The 17,066-nt window shown below is 62.4% G+C and carries 16 protein-coding genes and 1 pseudogene; all 17 read right to left on the reverse strand.

Features of this window, described 5'->3' with window-relative positions; genetic code table 11:
• Window positions 1-31: 31 nt before the first annotated feature.
• Window positions 32-2,554, reverse strand: coding sequence for a carbohydrate-binding family V/XII (locus V5B44_RS12140; RefSeq protein ID WP_332359286.1), 2,523 nt, complete (start codon window positions 2,552-2,554; stop codon window positions 32-34).
• Between the two features lie 118 nt (window positions 2,555-2,672).
• Window positions 2,673-3,296: a YSC84-related protein gene (locus V5B44_RS12145; RefSeq protein ID WP_332359287.1), complete on the reverse strand. Its 624-nt coding sequence runs from the start codon at window positions 3,294-3,296 to the stop codon at window positions 2,673-2,675.
• A 111-nt stretch (window positions 3,297-3,407) separates the two neighbouring features.
• On the reverse strand, window positions 3,408-3,788 hold the full coding sequence (locus tag V5B44_RS12150; protein WP_332359288.1) for a DUF2914 domain-containing protein: 381 nt from the start codon (window positions 3,786-3,788) through the stop codon (window positions 3,408-3,410).
• Between the two features lie 71 nt (window positions 3,789-3,859).
• Window positions 3,860-5,302 carry an efflux transporter outer membrane subunit gene (locus V5B44_RS12155; RefSeq protein WP_332359289.1) on the reverse strand — a complete coding sequence of 481 codons (1,443 nt, stop codon included), beginning with the start codon at window positions 5,300-5,302 and terminating at the stop codon, window positions 3,860-3,862.
• Complete coding sequence (locus V5B44_RS12160; RefSeq protein ID WP_332359290.1) at window positions 5,269-6,423, reverse strand: HlyD family secretion protein; 1,155 nt, start codon at window positions 6,421-6,423, stop codon at window positions 5,269-5,271. The genes V5B44_RS12155 and V5B44_RS12160 overlap by 34 nt, the downstream gene beginning before the upstream one ends.
• Window positions 6,420-6,848: a DUF3302 domain-containing protein gene (locus tag V5B44_RS12165; protein ID WP_332359291.1), complete on the reverse strand. Its 429-nt coding sequence runs from the start codon at window positions 6,846-6,848 to the stop codon at window positions 6,420-6,422. Before V5B44_RS12165 ends, V5B44_RS12160 begins: the two co-directional genes overlap by 4 nt.
• 16 nt (window positions 6,849-6,864) lie before the next feature.
• On the reverse strand, window positions 6,865-6,996 hold the full coding sequence (locus V5B44_RS12170) for a cbb3-type cytochrome oxidase subunit 3 (protein WP_332359292.1): 132 nt from the start codon (window positions 6,994-6,996) through the stop codon (window positions 6,865-6,867).
• A gap of 73 nt (window positions 6,997-7,069) precedes the next feature.
• The gene (locus V5B44_RS12175; RefSeq protein ID WP_434735441.1) at window positions 7,070-8,707 is read right to left on the reverse strand and encodes an arylsulfatase; all 1,638 of its coding nucleotides are present in this window, start codon (window positions 8,705-8,707) and stop codon (window positions 7,070-7,072) included.
• Window positions 8,708-8,720: 13 nt separating this feature from the next.
• Window positions 8,721-9,218 carry a hypothetical protein gene (locus tag V5B44_RS12180; protein ID WP_332359293.1) on the reverse strand — a complete coding sequence of 166 codons (498 nt, stop codon included), beginning with the start codon at window positions 9,216-9,218 and terminating at the stop codon, window positions 8,721-8,723.
• 278 nt (window positions 9,219-9,496) lie between these two features.
• The gene (locus tag V5B44_RS12185; RefSeq protein WP_332359294.1) at window positions 9,497-9,982 is read right to left on the reverse strand and encodes a DUF1269 domain-containing protein; all 486 of its coding nucleotides are present in this window, start codon (window positions 9,980-9,982) and stop codon (window positions 9,497-9,499) included.
• Window positions 9,983-10,083: 101 nt separating this feature from the next.
• A complete protein-coding gene (locus V5B44_RS12190; RefSeq protein ID WP_332359295.1) occupies window positions 10,084-10,947 on the reverse strand; it encodes a peptidylprolyl isomerase in 864 nt (287 codons plus the stop codon).
• A 106-nt stretch (window positions 10,948-11,053) separates the two neighbouring features.
• A complete protein-coding gene (locus V5B44_RS12195) occupies window positions 11,054-12,088 on the reverse strand; it encodes an HAD family hydrolase (RefSeq protein WP_332359296.1) in 1,035 nt (344 codons plus the stop codon).
• A gap of 120 nt (window positions 12,089-12,208) precedes the next feature.
• Window positions 12,209-13,863 (reverse strand): annotated as a pseudogene (locus V5B44_RS12200) (arylsulfatase).
• Window positions 13,788-14,090, reverse strand: a complete 303-nt coding sequence (locus V5B44_RS26665) for a response regulator transcription factor (RefSeq protein WP_434735442.1) — start codon at window positions 14,088-14,090, stop codon at window positions 13,788-13,790. The pseudogene V5B44_RS12200 and the gene V5B44_RS26665 overlap by 76 nt, the downstream one beginning before the upstream one ends.
• Window positions 14,087-15,931, reverse strand: a complete 1,845-nt coding sequence (locus tag V5B44_RS12210; protein WP_332359297.1) for a sensor histidine kinase — start codon at window positions 15,929-15,931, stop codon at window positions 14,087-14,089. Before V5B44_RS12210 ends, V5B44_RS26665 begins: the two co-directional genes overlap by 4 nt.
• Before the next feature lie 185 nt (window positions 15,932-16,116).
• Window positions 16,117-16,512: a response regulator transcription factor gene (locus V5B44_RS12215; protein WP_332359298.1), complete on the reverse strand. Its 396-nt coding sequence runs from the start codon at window positions 16,510-16,512 to the stop codon at window positions 16,117-16,119.
• A gap of 117 nt (window positions 16,513-16,629) precedes the next feature.
• Window positions 16,630-16,836 carry a hypothetical protein gene (locus V5B44_RS12220; protein ID WP_332359299.1) on the reverse strand — a complete coding sequence of 69 codons (207 nt, stop codon included), beginning with the start codon at window positions 16,834-16,836 and terminating at the stop codon, window positions 16,630-16,632.
• Between the last annotated feature and the right edge of the window lie 230 nt (window positions 16,837-17,066).

Consider the following 17,066-nt stretch of genomic DNA (forward strand, 5'->3'; position numbering starts at 1 on the left):
ATGCTGCGCCGGGCAGGCCTGCCTGCGCCGATTAGCGCCGGCCGCCAAAACGACCACCGAAGCCACCGCCACCAAAACGGCCACCGAAGCCACCGCCACCAAACCGGTCGCCAAAGTCGCCGCCACCGAAGCCTCCGGCCCGGCTCTCGAAACCGCTGCGCGCCTGCTGCTCGCGGTCGGCCCATGAGGTGTCGCCACCGGCCGATTGCCAGCCGCCGGCGCCGTGCTGCTGCCAGCCGCTGCCCGTGTTCCGGTAGGCATTGCCATCGGCACCCGCGTAATGGTTGCCGAACAGGCCGCTCGACGTGTAGCTCTTGCTCTGTCCGGTCTGCGCATCATAGGCACTGACCGTATGCTGGGCGCCAAAGCCATCGGGGCCGGCCGTGGCGGCGGCCGATCTGCTTATGGAACTGCCGCCCGGGCCGGTGGCCGAGACGCTCGATCCATAGGAACGCTGCCCGGTTTCGGTATTGTAGGAACCACCGCGTGCCACGTTGCCGCTGGTGCCGCCGGTGGTGTTGAATGTCCGGTCGTAGCCGCGCTGGGCCTGGCCGGTCTCCGGGTTATAGCTGCGTCCGGCGGCGTATGAACCGCTCGTTCCCGTGCGCAAGTTGCTGTAGTTGCCTGTCGCGGATGTGCCGATCTTGCCATCGGCGTTGGCATACCAGTTCCGTGTCCCGGAATAGACCGTGTTTCCCCAGTGCCCATAGACGCCGGCGCTGGTCGACCCGCAGCACGGATAGCCCCAGTACCCCGGGTGGTAGTACCCGGCACCCCAGTAGGGAACCGCCCAGGCCGCAGTGGCCAAGCCAAGGCCGAAGCCGAAGGCATAGCCGACGTAGGGGTTGTAGATCGGGGCAGCGGCCAATCCCCAGGTGTAAGGCGCCGCATACCAGTACGAGCCAATCCACGGCGTGTAGGTGTAGCCCGTGCCATAGACCACCACCCCGTCGGGGGAAACGACCGTGCCGAGGTATCCCGGGGTGTATCCGACATAGGCCACTTCCGGGCTGGCGCCATAGACCTGCACATAAGTCACATAGTGCAGCGCTGAACTGGCCGGAATGCTGTAGATCACCGGCGGCACGCTGGTCGCGACGACCCACGGGCCGGTCAGCGCGGGGGCCGAGAACCAGACGCCCGCTTCGAGCCCTAAATAGCTGTTCTGGCTGACCTGGATGATCGGTTGCTGCGCGTTGGCGACGTAGCGTAGCGGCGTTCCGTCGATGGCGCGGTAGGCCGGGGCACCGTCGAAGACCGGCGTGAACTTCGGCCCGTTGACGAGTGGAACAGCGGCCGTCTGCGGTATCGAATTGGCGATCAGCGCCTCCTGCGCCTGCGGCGTGCCGGCAACCGATGCCAGTACGACGCCGGCGGGTGCTTCCTTTGGAATCCGCGCGAAGTCGGCGGGCAGGCTGTTCGATGGCGTGAAGGTCCATGGTCCACCCAGGGATGACGCGCGATACCAGCGTCCGGAGAGCAGGGTGTAGTAGTCGTTGTTCGCCGTATTGACCAGCACGTCGGCGGTCGTGTTTTCGGCCCACAACAGCGACGTCCCGGTGACCGGGATAAAGTTCGGTTGCCCCTTGAAGACGACCAGTTCGGCCGGCACCTGCGTGACATGGATGGCCGGTGCGCCAGCCGCCAGGGTTGGCTTCGGGTCGGCGCGCGGGCCGCCATCGAGCAGATCCACGATGCCTTTTTTCGCGAGATTCTGCGCGAGGTCGTCGAGCCCGAGCGGCGTGGTTGGCGCCACGACCCACGGCCCGTCGAGCGAAGGTGCCGACATCCAGCCATCCAGGACATGCAGGTACCAGGTGCGATCCTTCCGGACCCGGGCGATCAGGGCCTGGGTGTTGATGATGCGCTCGAAGCGCGTGTCGGGAACCTTCCTGATGCTCGGCGCACCATCGATCGGCACCAGGATCGCCGGCGAATAGCTGATGATGACCTTGGGTGGCGTGTTGTTGACCTGTACCGTTTTTGGCTTGACCGTCTGCGACGCCGCCAGCTCTCCCGCCAGCAGGTCGAGGGACATGGTCGCCATGGCAACGGGCAACTGCGCCTGCAACTGCTGCAGGTAGGCAAGCCCGTTGTTAGGTAGCGTCGGGAATTTGGCCTGCGTCAGCACGAGCTCGTTCAGGGCGACCGTGCGCGACGAGGCATCGACGTGGGTGCGCGCGGTGCCGAAGACCACGCCGAAAGTCTGATCCTTCGCCCCGCTTGCCTTGACCGAGACGGCCGCGCGGAAACTGAGCGTGTTCCCGGACCAGCTGTTCACCTGGGGCAGGTAGATTTCTGCGGATGCATTGGCAAGGGCGACCTGGCGTGGCCATGGATCGGCCTGGATCTGGGTTGGGACCGCGGACTGGTTGTCCGCGCCAGGCGTGCTGGCCTGCCCGCCAAGCTGCGGATCGACCGCGAGCGGCTGCATCTGGACATCCATCCCCGGGCTGTAGGACACCGGGGCATTCTGGTTGGCACAACCCGCCAAACCAATAACCGTCGAGCCAAGCAGCGAGGCGGCGAGCCGGGAGCGATTTCTTGCTTTCATCTTGCTGTCTTTCTATCCATTCTGAATGTCAGGGGAGTTTGCGAGCGCGGACTGAATACTCACGGGCCGCATGATAGCGGCCCGCGAACGGGTTGGACCGGCAGGACGCCGCAGTCGCTCAATTGAGACTGGCGTCCTTGAAGAACTTGGTTCCGGACACTGTCAGCGTCGCCGACAGCCCGGTATCGGTCAACTGGTACAGGTAGACGCCAGGCGCCACCGAGGCCGCGCCGGAAAACATGCCGCCCTGGCCGCCGGCCATCGCTGAGACGTTGGCCTGGGCGCCGAATTCCCAGCCCTGATTGACGAAGTTGCTCAGCGACTGCTGGTTGGCGAAGACGAAGATCAGGCGATTCTTGTTCACGCCGAACCCCAGCCCGCCCTGTACCTGGGCCATCTGCATGAAGGTCTGGCGATTGGTCTGCCGGTTGACGACCATCCCCTTGCCGGTCGTGCCGCCAGCGAAGAAGAGCTTGATCCCGAAGGTGCTGAACACCGCGTAGCCGGCGGAACGTTCGATCGCCCGCCGCGCGCCGGGTTGGATCTCATAAAGGGTCGCAAGCGCGTCCTGGGCCATCTCCCGGACCTGGTGCCGGGCCTGGATGATCTTTCCTTCGTTCGGCACCCCTTCCGGGAGGATGTTTTCGGCGTCCTTCAGCGGGTCCCATGACCATTCGGCGGCAAGACCTGGCCACGACCCCAAGCAAAGGGCCGCAAGCAACAGCAGTACAGGTGTCTTCATGACAGTCTCCAAAGTGATGAACAAAATTGACGTCCCCGCAAGCGCTCTGCTTCGGGTAGCGATCCTGCGCCACGCGTGTGGCGATCAGCAGCGCGGCCAATCACCATGCCACTACAAGGGTGGATTAAAGGCAAAATTGCGCTGCTCGATCGTCCGGCCCTTGCCATCCAGGATTTTTACGGTCCAGTTGCCCGTCCATTGTTCCCGCATATTCATCTTCGACCAGGCGGGCTGGCGCGGACTTGTGACTTGAACGGCCGTTTCCTGCATGCGTTTGCCCTCGAGGCTCCAAAGGAAGGTCACCGTTTGACCGTTCAGGCCGAGGAGTTCGCCGTAGAAGTAGACGACCGGGGTCGAGTTGGTGAACTGCTGGCGGAAATCAACGGGGGCACCGTCCGCGATGTTGGCGGTGAACGTCGCGTTTGCAACCGAGCCGCCGTCCTGCGCAAACGCAACTGGCCCCGACAAGGCCACGGCAAACACCAATGCCATTGTTGAATGTGGAATCCTCACACTGTTTCTCCTAAAAAAAGTCAGCGATGGGCTGGTCCGGTCACACCCTCTCAGTCGGTTCCCCGCACCGTCGGCGCCGCCGCGAAGCTGCCGCCGAGCGCCAGCAGGAGGGTAATGCGGTTGATGTGACGGAGCGCGCGCAGTTTGATCAGATCGCCCTCGGCGCGGATCTGGTTCGTCTGCAGGTTCGACACCCACAACAGATCCTTGCGCCCGGCCAGATACTGCGTGGTGGCAATGCGCACGGCACTGGTCCGGTTGCTCAGCGAGCTTTCGTCGAGCACCGCTCGTCTGGCCAGCAAGGGCTCGTTGGCGAGTGCGCTCTCCACCTCGCGGAACGCCGTCAGCACCACGCTGCCATAACGGGCGACGGCCTGCGCCTGCTGTGCGGTGGCGATCCGGACCTGGGCCTCGAGGGCGCCGCCTTCGTAGACCGGGATGGCCGCACCGATGGCCGCCGTCGCCAGCCACGGGTTCAGGCGCAGCAAGGTCAGCAGGGGGTCGGCCAGGCGCCCACCGGTGAGCGCGATCGAGAAGTCGGGCAGCAGCGCCAGCTTGGCCGCCTCGGTCTTGCGAAAGGCGGCCAGCACGAGGCGCTCTGTCGCGATCACATCAGGCCGGCGCTGCAGCAACGCCGCGGGGATGCCGCTCGCAATCGGCGGCGGGTCCGGAGTGTAATTCATGGCAGCCTCGATCTCGGCGGCCGGGTAACGCCCCAGCAGCGCTTCGAGGCTGCGCCGGGCGTCGCCATAAGACTGCCGTGCGGCCTCGACCGAGCCGAGCGCGGAATCGACATTGGCCTGCATGTCGACCACGTTGAGATCGGTGTCCTTGCCGGCGGCACGCCGCGCTTTGACCAACCTGAGCAACTCGCTGTAGACCGTGACCGCCTGCTCGGAAAGCGCGAGCAACTGCCGCGTCTCGGTCGCCAGGTACCAGGTCTTGGCCACCGTGGCGGCCAGTGACTGGCGCGCCCATTCATAGTCGAGCGCGGTCGCCTCGTAAGCGGCCACGGCAGACGCGCGTTGCGCGCGCAGCTTGCCCCAGACGTCGAGTTCCCAGGCGACACTGGCCAGCGCCCTGGTGGAGTCGGTATGGCCGCTGTGGTCCTGGTCATGAAGGACGCGCTCACCCAGCCCAATGCCGACCTGCGGCAAGAGCTGCGCGCCCACCACGGTCACGGTTTGCTGGGCGGCCAGAACCTTCTCCGCGGCCTGGCGCAGGTCGAGGTTGTTGGCGATCGCCTCGGCGACAATCGCGCTGAGCTGCGGGTCGTCCAGCGACTTCAGCCAGTCGCCAACCACCGGGCCCGTCTCCGGTGCAGCTTTCCAGGTCGGCGGGATGCGCGTATCCGCTGGCAGCGCGCGTGTGACGACCTCGTCATGCGAGGGCGCGGGGGCCAGGGCGCAGCCGGTGAGCAATACCGCAGCGAGTGCCACGGCCAGGGTCGGAATACGCATCAGCCGGAGAATGGATAAATCCAGTTGAACCACGAGTAAGCGCGCAGCAGGATCTTGCGCAAGGGGACAAACCAGCTTTCAGGATTTGCATAGATTGCCGCCCGGCCCTGGGTGCCGATCGGGAAATTCGCCTGGACCGGGTCGTCGAGCTTGATCGCCACCGCGAACTGGCCCTGCGGGCGATCGGTCGGCACGGCCTGGAAGTTCGGCAGCACACCGCTTGGCAGCATCTGCCCGGCGCCGCTGCCCTGCCAGATCGCCAGTACCTTACCGGTAAAGATCTGCCCGGGGTAGAGGTCAATCGCCGTCTCGACGTCCTGGCCGGGCTTGACGTATTTCAGGTTCTCCTGGAAGAACTGGGCCAGCAGGTAGCGGTCGGCATCGCAGACGAAAGTCGCGATGGCGCCAATGCGGTAATCGCCGGCCACCATGCCAGGGCGGGCCTGCAGGTTGATGATGTGGCCGTCTTCGGGGGCCACCATCAGGGTGTTGTCAAGGTAGAAGCGTGCCTGCTCGAGTTCGGCCTGAACTGTAGCCACAGTCGTATTGACGCCATTGATCTCGGAGGTGTAATTCAGGATGGCGCGCTGCTCTTCGGCCTGTGCCTCCTTGATGGCGGCGGTGTCCACAGCCACCTGGGCGGCCCACTTCTGTGCATCTTCTTCGGGGCCGGCGCCCTGCTTCGCCAGATTCGCCGACAACGCCTGTTGGTACTTGGCGAATTCGAGATGAGCCTTGTTCTTGTTCACCTTCTGCCTCGCCACCTCGATGTCGGTCTTCATCACCAGCACGTTCTGCCTGGCCTTGGCGAGCTGGGCTTCCAGCTGTTTGACCTGGTATTCGTAACTCCGGCGATCGAACTGGAACAGCGGCTGGCCCTTCCTGACCGGCACATTGGGCTCGACCAGCACGGCCATGAGCAGTGTCGGCTGGGACAGGCGCGGGGTGAGCTGGATGGTGTGCTGGATTACCCTCGCTTCGGTGGCCAGCGGCGCCATGAAACGCAGGCCGATCAGGAAGATGATCAGCAGGTGCACCCCGACGAAGACGCCGATGACCGCCTGCGGGATGCCGAATTTCGCCAGCTTGAGCTTGAAGAAGATCAGCCACATCATGAAGCAGTAGCCGAACAGCATCAGGAGGCCGAGAATCATGACTTGCCTTCTTCAGAACCCTGGACAACGGCCTTGGCCAGGTGAATGGCTTGCGCGTCGGCGACGGATTCCTGCGTCGATTCCTTGACCGCCTCGCGGGCCGAGTCGGGTGTGCCTCGCAAGCGGGCGATCTCCTTGTCGGTTTCGATGGCTTCCTCGCGGGGGAAACGCCGGATGTCGACGATGTCGGTCGGCTTGAAGGCCCAGATCAGCGCCTGCATCCACGGATAGACCGTGGGCAGCAGGCCGGCATAGCCGAGATACTTGACCGCTTCGGCTTCCGGGTGCTTGCGCGCCAGGGCAATGCGCCCCGGCAGGCCGGCCAGGAAGAGCCAAGTCGCGATCAATGCGACCACACAGAGCATCAGGGTGAGAAAAGTCAGGTAGTCCCAGAGGTCGAGGTCGAATCCCAGCAAGGCTTCCATCGCTTGCACTCCCGTCTCAATCCTTGCCGTCTTCGAAAGGAATCCGCGCGTCTTCCTCGAAGCGCGCCTTGCGCTTGCGACCGAATGCCCAGATGACGACGCCGATGAATGCAATGATGATCAGCCCGTGATAAATGGTCAGTTCCATGGTAGCCCCCTCAAAGAATCGTTCAGCAGCACTGCCGCCGAAGTTTATGTACCAAGTATTTCGCTTCGCCCGCTCAGTTACCCGGCGGTGCCAGGGTCTCCAGCTCCTTCAATCGTTTCATCGCCTGCATCGCCTTCAGCGAGTCGTAATTGATGCCGGCGGCGTTGAGGCTGCTGCCCTGCTGGAACGGGTACTCGGGCAGCGTCCTGAGGAAGGCGCCGAGCTTCTGCTGCACCGGCACGAACAGCCAGATGTTGTCGGCGTACCAGCGCAGGTACAACCCGGATTCATGCGGCGCCTTCTCGTACGGGTCGGCGCGCAGATTGACGATCACCGGCCAGCCGGGCACATCGCGCACCGCGGTGGCGATGTTGCCGTTGGTAACCGCGAAATTCACCTTCCAGTCGTTCCAGCGCACGGCGTTCAATTCGCCGCCCTGGCCGAAATAGAAGATTTCCTCGCGTGGCCCCTGCTTCACCTCACCCTTGAAGTAGGGCAGGAAGTTGTAGCCGTCCAGGTGTGCCTTCCAGGTCTTGCCGTTGGCGGTGTAGCCCTGCTTGACCTTGTCGACGACGTCTGGCACACCGGCCGCTGCCAGGAAGGTCGGCAACCAGTCTTCCTGCGAGAAAATCTCGTTGACCAGTGTCCCTGGCCTGATCAAGCCCGGCCAGCGTACGAGCATTGGCACGCGGAAGCCTCCTTCCCAGGTCGTGCCCTTCTCGCCGTGAAACGGTGTCGTTCCTCCGTCGGGCCAGGTGCCCGTTTCGGCGCCATTGTCAGTTCCGTAGACGACAATGGTGTTGTCGGCGATGCCGAGATCATCGAGTTGCTTGAGTACTGCGCCAACCATGTCGTCGTGCTCGACCATTCCATCTGGGTAGAGACCGATGCCCGTGCGGCCCTCGGCGGACTTCTTCAGGCGCGTCCACACGTGCATGCGCGTGGTGTTGAACCAGACGAAGAAGGGTTTGCCGCTCCGGGCCGCATCGGCGACGAACTTCTGCTCTGCGGCGAAGATTTCCTCGTCGACAGTCTCCATGCGTTTCTTGGTCAGCGGTCCCGTGTCCTCGATCTTCTGCCCGCCCTTGCCATCGCTCCAGGTGTGCAGCACACCGCGCGGTCCGTACTTCTTGCGGAACTCGGGATCCTTCGGGTAATAGTAGGTTTCCGGCTCCTCCTCGGCGTTCAGATGGTAGAGATTGCCGAGGAATTCGTCGAAGCCGTGGACGGTCGGCAGGTGCGAGTCACGATCGCCCAGGTGATTCTTGCCGAACTGGCCCGTCACGTAGCCCTGGGGCTTGAGCAGGTCGGCGATGGTCGGCGCCCAGGTCGGAATGCCCTGCGGTGAACCCGGCATGCCGATGGTCAGGAGGCCGGTGCGGAACGGGTGCTGGCCGAGGATGAATGAGGCGCGCCCGGCGGTACAGCTTTGCTGCGCGTAGGCATCGGTAAACAACGCGCCCTCCCTGGCGATGCGATCTATATTGGGCGTCTTGTAACCCATCACGCCCAGGTTGTAGGCGCTGATGTTGGAGACGCCGATATCGTCGCCCCAGATGACGAGGATGTTCGGCTTCCTGGTCGCCGTCTGCGCAAGAGCCGAGGCGGAAAGGGTGACGGCGACGAGGATGACCAGCAGACCAGCGAGATGATGGGTGACCGATCCAGTGCTGATGCCGCGGCCGACGAAGAATTCCTTGCGATAGTCCATGGGACCTCCTGGGTTACGGATTACTTGAAGCAGTCCCCGCCTGTGGCTGCAGCGGCTGATTGATGACGTGGACACTCTTCATGTGGCGCGTCGTGCAGTAGCCGGCGAAGCGGTCGCAGATGAGCCTGACGCTACCGAGGATGAACAACCAGGCCATCAGGTCGACCCAGACCCAGGCGATCAACTTCCACGGGATCGGCGGTACCAGCAGGCCGTAGCCGCACATCAAGGCCGCGGTCACCTGGGTGGCGACGATCGCCCAGAATAGCGGTGCTGCCGGGAATGGCCGCATGAAGAACCAGCGCTCGGTGCGCGTGACGAAGAGTAGCAACTGGCCACCGCCAACGAGTTGCAGGAACATCATCGTCTGCTGTTGCGCATGCGTCGCCAGGCCAAAGGACTCCTGCAGTTGCGGTAGCGACAGCACCTTGACCCCGAAGAGGAGCAGGCCGAACGACTCGGCGACGAGAAAGAAGCCGAGAACGCTGGCGACGCCTAAGATGCGTGGCATGTCCCAGCGCACCGGCTTGGGACTCACCGGCGTGTTGTCGTAGGCGATGGTCAAAGAGGTGCAGTACGCGCACGCCGAAGAGCGCCGCAAGAAGGAGAATGACCAGCACCGCCGCAGCCGCTTTCGTCGCGTCGGCGAGCTGGACCTTTCGGTCCTGGCGGTCATCGATGCGCGCGAACAACGCCCCGCACATCAGCGGATTCACCAGGGCGAGCGGGGTGACGAGCGCCTGCAGATGTTGTTGCAGCAGCGCATCCATCCGGAGCTTTCCACGCCGGCTAGGCGTCGAGCGCCGTCTGCAGCTTCTCTTCCATCTCGTGCAGCAGCGTGGTCTGGAGAACCGTGCCGCCGGTACCGCGCAGTTCGGCCAGGACCTTCTCGGGTGAGGACGCGTCGCGGACCAGTGCGAAAAGGACGGAACTGCCATTCTGGAACGTCGCGGTGAGGTCCTTCAGGAAATCCTCGTCAACACCGACCTCGGTGAGGGCACCGCTGACGGCATCCGCTCGCCGGGCGGTGGCCATGCCGAGTACCGGGTTCATCAGGACCAGACCGACCAGGGTGTTCCAGAAACCCCGGTTCGACCGTCCCGTGACAACCGGTTTGTAGGTCTGGAGCAGCGATACCTCGCCGTCTTCGTCCTTGACCGCGACCAGCACTTCCTCGATATCGATCGCCTGGTCCTTCTGCAACTTGCGAAGCTTGCCGCGGACTTCCGCCGCCTTGTTGGGTGTGTCGTAGGCAATGACCACTAGCTTGCTCATGAGACTTTCTCCTCTTTCTTGATTGCGAACCACAGCGACCAGAACGTAACGTGAATCCACAGCCACGCCATGGCGCGGCACACGGACGATGCGGCTGGTGTTTACTTGGCTGCCGGTGCAACAGGTGCTTCCACGATCTCGATCTTGGCCTTGGCCTTGAGGTCGTCCATTTGTTTCTTCACGCTCTGTTGCTGAAGGTGCTGAGCCAATTGGGGTTTGACCTCCTCGAAAGGCGGCGCCTCGATCGGCTTCGAGTCTTCGACCTGGATCACGTGGTAGCCATACTGGGTTTTCACGGGTTCCTGCGTGATCGCGCCCTTGTCCAGTTTACTGACCGCAGCGCCGAATTCGGGCACCATCCGGCTCAGGTCGAACCAGCCCAACTCGCCGCCGCTGGCCTTGGACCCGGTATCCTTCGATTTATCCATGGCCAGTCTTGCGAAAGAAGCCGGATCCTTCTTGAGCTTTGCGATGATCTCCTTCGCTTCTCCTTCCTTCTCGACGAGGATGTGTCGTGCCTTGTATTCCGTGCCGCTGATCGTTGCCTTGATTTTCTCGTATTCGGCTTTCAGTGCTTCTTCGCTGGCCGCACTGTTCTTCAGCAGATCCTGAACGTAGGCATTGGCGAGAATCGACTGCCGCGTCAGGTCGATCTGGTCGAGGACCTCGGCGGACTTGTCCAGCCCCTTTTTGACTGCCTCTTTCGCGATCAGCGTTTGCATGGCCAGCTTGTCGATGATGCTTTTTCGTAGTTCCGGGCTGTCCGGCTGTCCGGACGCAAGGCCTTGCTTGACAATCATGTCGACGCGGTTCTTGCTGATGGCGATGCCGTTGACCGTGGCCGCGGGCGGCTCTTTCGCTGCCGGCGCAGCAGCCGATTTCGCCTTGTCGTCGGGGTTACAGGCGCTCAGGACCAGCATCGAAGCGGCGCAGGCCAGCAGGATTCGGGATTTGCTTGACATCATATTTCAGTAGAGTCCGGTAGATTGCGTCGTACTGGCTGCAAAGCCAATACCGACGCGAGGTTTGAGTGATTCATGCGGTACGTGCTGCGAAAAAGCTTTGTCCGTATTACTCGAACGAGAAAATCCTCTTCCAGTCGTTCTTCATGCTGATGACCGTCCAGCCCTGTTTCAGCGCTTCGTCGTGGAGTGCCTGCGTGAAGGTGCCGACCTTGGTTGCCGGCAAACCCTGAGCCGGTCCGTAGGCGTATTCGCGCTTGGCATCGTCGTGCAACACCAGCATCGACAGGCGTGCGCCGTCACCGGCCTTGGTGTATTCGAGCATCTGCTGGTCGCCGGTCGAGTTGCCGACTGCCATGGCGGGCCGCCGCCCGATCATCAGGTGAATGCCTTCCGGTTTGCCGGCGTTGTTGTCGTTGAGCAGCAGCTTGGGTTCCTTGGTCAGGAAGGGCTTGCCGTCCCTGGCGTAGCCGTATTTTGTTCCGCCGGCGGTGCCAATCACCTGCTCGGGCGGGATGCCATAGACAGCTTCGGAATACGTACGCACGAAGTCCTGGCCGCCACCGGTGACGATGTAGGTCTTGTAGCCGTTGGCGCGCAGGTACTTCAGCACTTCCTGCATCGGCAGGTAAGTCAGTTCGGTATAGGGCTTCTTCCAGCGTGGGTCCTTCGCCTCGGCCAGCCACTTCTTGGCCTGGGCGTTGAAGGTGTCCACCGGCATGCCGGTCAGCGTGGCAGCGGCCAGCTTCTCGAGGTCGGGCATGGTCAGCTTGGCGATGGCCGCACGATCGCCTTTCAAAATCTCCAGCACCGTCGAGAACGGAGCGACTTTGGCCAGTTCGGGCTTGGCCTTGACCAGCGCCGGAACGCTCTCGAGGATGTACATCACCTGCGAATACATCGGGTGCTCGACCCACAGCGTGCCGTCCTGGTCGAAGGTGGCGATGCGCTCGGCCGGCGGCACGAATTTCGGGCTGCCTTGCGTGGTGGTGTCCTTCACAAAGGTGACGATCGCCTGCTTGGCCGGGCCGTCGTTCCACGAGGGCAGCGGGTCGGTTTGTGCTTGGGCGGGCAGACCCAGCGTCAGCAGCGCGCCCAGCGCAAAGGTGCGGGCAAGCGCTAAAACAGAACGAGTACTCTTCATGATCCAACTCCCTGTAGTCATGGTTAGCCATCCATTGTCGAATGCAAACGGGCGGCTCTTTCGTGCCGCCCGCCTGGCTGTGTCACAAACGTTTTCCCACTCGATCCGACGGGCTACGTCTTAGTCTCCCCGGGCGCGAGTCCTCGCCATCTGTTGCTTCACCTCCGTGAGAACCTGCGCCAGGCTGTAGGACGCCGGCGACTGCAGCGCAGGGAAAGGCCCATAGGACTCCAGTTCCTGCAGCCAGAGTGCCTGGCCAACGGGAATGATGTTCCAGTCGTAGATGTATGCGGTCATCGGTGCGCCTATTGCGCCGCCCTGGCCGAGAAGCGTTGACGGCTGGAAGCCGACCGAACCCTCGAAGGGATCGCGCCTGATGTTGTTGACCAAAGGCCAATGAAAGGTATGGACCCCCATCAGGCCACCGGTGTTGGCCTCGGACGCCATCGCGAAGTAGATCTTCCAGTTCTTGTAGCGCACGGCCGAAGGTACCGGGCCACCGTAGTAGAAGAACGTATCGCGTGCCGACGTCGCCGACTTGCCGGTCAGGTAGTCGAGCTGGTTCACCCCGTTGAGTTTGGTCTTGACGATGCCGGGATACTTGCCCGCCATGATCTGCTCGTTCAGCTGGTTGCCTTTCGCCCCGCCGGCAATCTCGACAAAGGTCGGCATCCAGTCATACGACGCGAACATTTCGTTCAAGACGGTGCCGGGCTTGATCTTCCCCGGCCAGCGGATCAATGCCGGCGCGCGCATGCCGCCTTCCCAGGTGGTGAGCTTGCCACCCTTGAACGGCGTATTGCCGCCATCGGGGTAGGTGATGACCTCGGCGCCGTTGTCGGTGGTGAAGACAATGATGGTGTTGTCGAGTTCGCCCATTGCCTCCAGCTTCTTCATCACCTCGCCGATGTTGTCGTCCATCTGCTTCATGGCGGCTTCATTGGTGCCCCAGTCCTTGCCGCCCTTGGTGCCCACCATGTTCAGGTACTTGTCCGACAGCATCGTCGTGATGTGCATGCGGGCCGGGTTGTACCAGACGAAGAACGGCTTGTTGGTCTTCTTCGGGTCGTTGCGGTCGAGGAAGTCGATCACCTTGGCCGAGATTTCCTCATCCACGGTTTCAGAGCGCTTCAGCGTCAGCGGCCCCTGGTCACTGCAGGTCTGGTTCTTCTCGGTGCCATCTTTGGACGTGCAGGCGATCACCGGCCGCGGCGGCGTCATGCAGAGGGTCGTCTTCGGATCCACCGCGCCGGGAGGGTCGCTGAGGCCGCGGACCGGCGTGTTCTTGCACGGCGGCACGATGGCCTGCACCGTCGGAGAACTGTTGATGTCGGGGAAGCTCACGCCCTGCATCGCGTCCAAGGTGATAGAGGTAGCCCCAGAACTCCTGAAAGCCGTGCGCCGTCGGCAACGCCGCCGTATGGTCGCCGAGATGGTTCTTGCCGAACTCGCCGGTGGTGTAGCCGAGATCGAGCAGGAACTTGGCCAGCGACGGCGTGCCCGGCTGCAGGTAGGACGGGCTGCCCGGCAATTGCGGCGGGATCATGCCAGCGCGCAGCGGCGTCATGCCGGTGAAGAAGGCGGTGCGACCGGCCGTGCAGCTTTGCTCGGCGTAATAGGTCATGAATGTTGGGCGTTTCGCACCTTCCTTGCCGATGCGTCGTCGATGTTGAGCGAGCGCAGGCGTTTCTGCCGACCATCAGCTTCCCTGATGGTAGCTGGACATCAACGCTCGGCTGCATCCAGCCGATGTCGTCGCCCATGATGAACAGGATGTTGGGCGTTCGTTGATTGCCGCGTGCTGGAGGTCCAGTCCGTCCATTCCCGGCATCCGTAGATCGGTGATGACACACCCCGCGCCGTCACCCAGTTTCGCAAGAAAATCGGCCGCCGATGCGTACGTCTGGACGGCGTAGCCTGCGGCTTTCAGCAAGCGTGCAAGCGCGACGAGGAAAGATGCGTCGTCGTCAACGACATGCACCACTGGCATGGTTGTGCTCATGAGGATCTTGCCACCCCTGCTTGCGGCAGCGTAAAGCGGAACGTTGCGCCTTCATCGGCATTATTCTCCGCCCAGATGCGCCCGCCGTGGGCCTCAATGATCGTGCGCGAAATCGAGAGCCCGATGCCCATCCCCTTCGCCTTGGTGGTGAAGAAGGGCTCGAACAGGCGCTCAAGTCGTTCTGGCGCGATGCCGGATCCGCTGTCTTCGACAGCCACCTCGATCTCACCCTCACTGTTGGACCGCGCTCGCACGGTTACCTTTCGCCTTGCGGCGGGTGCGTCTTCGACAGCATCCATCGCGTTAAGAATGAGGTTCAGCAGCACTTGCTGAAGGTGTACCGGATCGCCCATCACCAGCGGCAGGTTGGGGGCATCGTCGATTACCAATGCCACTTTGCGTGTGGCTGTATCGCCGCGCGCCAGGGCCATCACAGTCGCGAGTTCGTCGCTCACCGAAAGGGCGCTTCGGACGAAGCTGCGGCGCTTCAGCAGCGCCCGCAGCCGGTCGATCACGCCGCTGGCGCGCCGTTCGTCCTGGCGGATGTCGGCCAAAATCGCCCGCACTTCTTCGATGTCCGGCGGGTCGTGCGCAAGGAATAGTTCGGCCGCCTCGGTATTGCGCAGGATGGCGCCAAGCGGCTGGCTCAGCTCGTGCGCGAGCGCTGATGCGAACTGCCCCATCATCGAGACACGATTGGCATGGGTCAGTTCACTGCGCAGTTGTTGCAACTCGAGTTCGGAACTGTGCCGTGCGGAAATATCGAGTACCACCCCGCGCAGTACAATCGGCTTGCCGCTACCATCACGTTCGACCTGTCCGTGCGCTGCCATCCAGCGAATTTTCCCTCCACGGAGGAGTACGCGGTACTCGACTTCATAGCCACCTCCGGTAGCCAACGCATCTTCGAGAGCCTGGTCGACGGCTTCTCGGTCCTCGGGATGCAATGAGCCAAGGAAACGCGCGCGATTGATGTGCTCCGATTCCGAAAAGCCGAATAGTTCGCGGGCGTGTCTGGTGGCCCAGATCGTGTCGTGACCAATGTCCCATGTCCACATGCCCAGATCAGCCGCCGCACTGGCCAAATCCATGTGGCGTTCCCGGTCCTTCAGCTGGCCGGCAAGTCGTGCTCCCGCCAATACATCGGCATTCAACTCGATGGACATCGCCATCAGGACGGCGAGATAGGCCCAACTGATCATATAGGGTGTCTTGAGGATATCGAGATCCACCAAAGCTGCTTGCAAGCCGCCGCCCAGAAGGAAGAGCACGACGGCCCCTCCGACAAGCACGGCACGTCGGCCGCCGTCCAGGCGCCTCAATCGTAAGGAAGCATCCGCCACAAACACGATCTGCGCCAGGACCGCCAGATACGGGAACACATTCCAGGGATTTGGCACCCCTTCGGCCACATGGAAGGTCGCTCCACCGGAGGTCTCGACCGTTCGGAAACCAATGAACGCTTGGTAAGTCATGCCCACACCAGGTGGCGTTCCGGGAAAGAAGTCGAAACTCAACCCGATGGCGTAAATGAACGGGATCGCTAGAGCCAGCCATTTCCGCCCAGTGCCAAAATAGCTCCAGATGAACGCAGTCAGCGACACAAGCAGTATTCCTACCGCAGCGTCCAGCAAACGCGTCGCTAGCCACCACTCCGCCAGAACATCGGTTTGCATCAACGCCAATTCCAGAGCAGCGACGCAGGCGACAGTGAAAGCGCTGACTGCAAATAGCAGGCGGGGCGCACGTGGACGCCGCGAGAGGCCGATGCTCAGCTCGATCAAGCCCAGCGTTAGGCAGGCCGCGGCCACCATGGGCCAGGTAATGGTCATCCAGTTCATGGGAAAGTATCGATGGCTCCGCTGCCCTCAGTCTCCCCAAGGGGTCGCTACCAACGAGCCCTGAAAGGCACGATTCTATGTCAGCCAGGGGCGAATGAGCGGGTTTCCGGAAAGCCTCTGAACTTCCGCCTTGCAGTCCTGCTGACAGCGGCAGGGTCAGCGGCTGGAAGATTCACTGCAAGACGTCACTGCCTGGTTGTGGATACCGAAACCACGCCGCGAATCGCGTTCAAGAGTTTGCTACCAGCATCGGTCTTGCGAAAATAACCGACACACTGGCCAGCCATTGCTGCCGCACGTGCCCTGGGGTCGTCATGAGCGGTGACAAAGAGAACTGGCGTTGCAACGCCCTCGGCGGCCAGCTTGTTTCGCAGATCAATCCCGGACATGCCGGGCAACTGGATGTCGAGGACAAGGCAAACAAATCGCGGCTGCTTCTCGTCCGCGCAGAGCGCTTCGGCTGATCCGTAAGTGATCGGCTGCATCCCTGCCGCGCGCAACAGTCGAGCGACCGAGCGCCGCAGACTTTCGTCATCGTCGACGATACCTACATAGAGATTGCCTACGCCGCTAACCGCCATGGAGACAAGATTACGGGGCACACGGCGCTAGCGCTACTGCCCTTTAGGGAAGCTGATTCATGCCCGGGTCTGAAGTCGGACAGGAGGAGTCAGGCTCACGCGCCCTTTTCCGGGCGTTCAAGCCGAGAGGTAGCCAAACAGCACATTCTCGATCGAAGGCAAGTATTCCGAGGAGGCCGGTAACGCAGGGCACAAAGGCAGTTCGTGGCCCGTCGTTGGACCGTAGGCCAGCAGCCCGGTAAGTGCCAGGCCACCAACCAGAGAGGTCATGCTGCCGAAGTTGATGAAGCCATGTTGCCTGAAATTCAGGATTACCTCCTCCATGCTCTGATGACCGCTCCTGCCGTGCCCGCGTGCTCCGCCACCACGACAACTCAGTGGCCGCTTGTGGTCTGGCGCGGCCAGCCAGACCAGCTGCTGCTGAAGCCGAGCGCGAAGGGCCGGATCAGATTGACAGCAGTCAGAGGTGGGAGAGCGGTACGGGAAACATCGTAAAAGCCGACGTCAGATGTCGTTAAATTCGATTTGTAAGATGTATGTATTACCCCTACCAT

It is taken from the genome of Candidatus Accumulibacter necessarius, from assembly GCF_036625085.1.

Bases quoted from the DNA above. Each gene is read 5' to 3' on its own strand.
- V5B44_RS12140 (WP_332359286.1), bottom strand. From the start codon at position 2,554: ATGAAAGCAAGAAATCGCTCCCGGCTCGCCGCCTCGCTGCTTGGCTCG.
- V5B44_RS12145 (WP_332359287.1), bottom strand. From the start codon at position 3,296: ATGAAGACACCTGTACTGCTGTTGCTTGCGGCCCTTTGCTTGGGGTCG.
- V5B44_RS12150 (WP_332359288.1), bottom strand. From the start codon at position 3,788: ATGGCATTGGTGTTTGCCGTGGCCTTGTCGGGGCCAGTTGCGTTTGCG.
- V5B44_RS12160 (WP_332359290.1), bottom strand. From the start codon at position 6,423: ATGATTCTCGGCCTCCTGATGCTGTTCGGCTACTGCTTCATGATGTGG.
- V5B44_RS12165 (WP_332359291.1), bottom strand. From the start codon at position 6,848: ATGGAAGCCTTGCTGGGATTCGACCTCGACCTCTGGGACTACCTGACT.
- V5B44_RS12170 (WP_332359292.1), bottom strand. From the start codon at position 6,996: ATGGAACTGACCATTTATCACGGGCTGATCATCATTGCATTCATCGGC.
- V5B44_RS12175 (WP_434735441.1), bottom strand. From the start codon at position 8,707: ATGGACTATCGCAAGGAATTCTTCGTCGGCCGCGGCATCAGCACTGGA.
- V5B44_RS12180 (WP_332359293.1), bottom strand. From the start codon at position 9,218: ATGCCACGCATCTTAGGCGTCGCCAGCGTTCTCGGCTTCTTTCTCGTC.
- V5B44_RS12185 (WP_332359294.1), bottom strand. From the start codon at position 9,982: ATGAGCAAGCTAGTGGTCATTGCCTACGACACACCCAACAAGGCGGCG.
- V5B44_RS12190 (WP_332359295.1), bottom strand. From the start codon at position 10,947: ATGATGTCAAGCAAATCCCGAATCCTGCTGGCCTGCGCCGCTTCGATG.
- V5B44_RS12195 (WP_332359296.1), bottom strand. From the start codon at position 12,088: ATGAAGAGTACTCGTTCTGTTTTAGCGCTTGCCCGCACCTTTGCGCTG.
- V5B44_RS26665 (WP_434735442.1), bottom strand. From the start codon at position 14,090: ATGAGCACAACCATGCCAGTGGTGCATGTCGTTGACGACGACGCATCT.
- V5B44_RS12210 (WP_332359297.1), bottom strand. From the start codon at position 15,931: ATGAACTGGATGACCATTACCTGGCCCATGGTGGCCGCGGCCTGCCTA.
- V5B44_RS12215 (WP_332359298.1), bottom strand. From the start codon at position 16,512: ATGGCGGTTAGCGGCGTAGGCAATCTCTATGTAGGTATCGTCGACGAT.
- V5B44_RS12220 (WP_332359299.1), bottom strand. From the start codon at position 16,836: ATGGAGGAGGTAATCCTGAATTTCAGGCAACATGGCTTCATCAACTTC.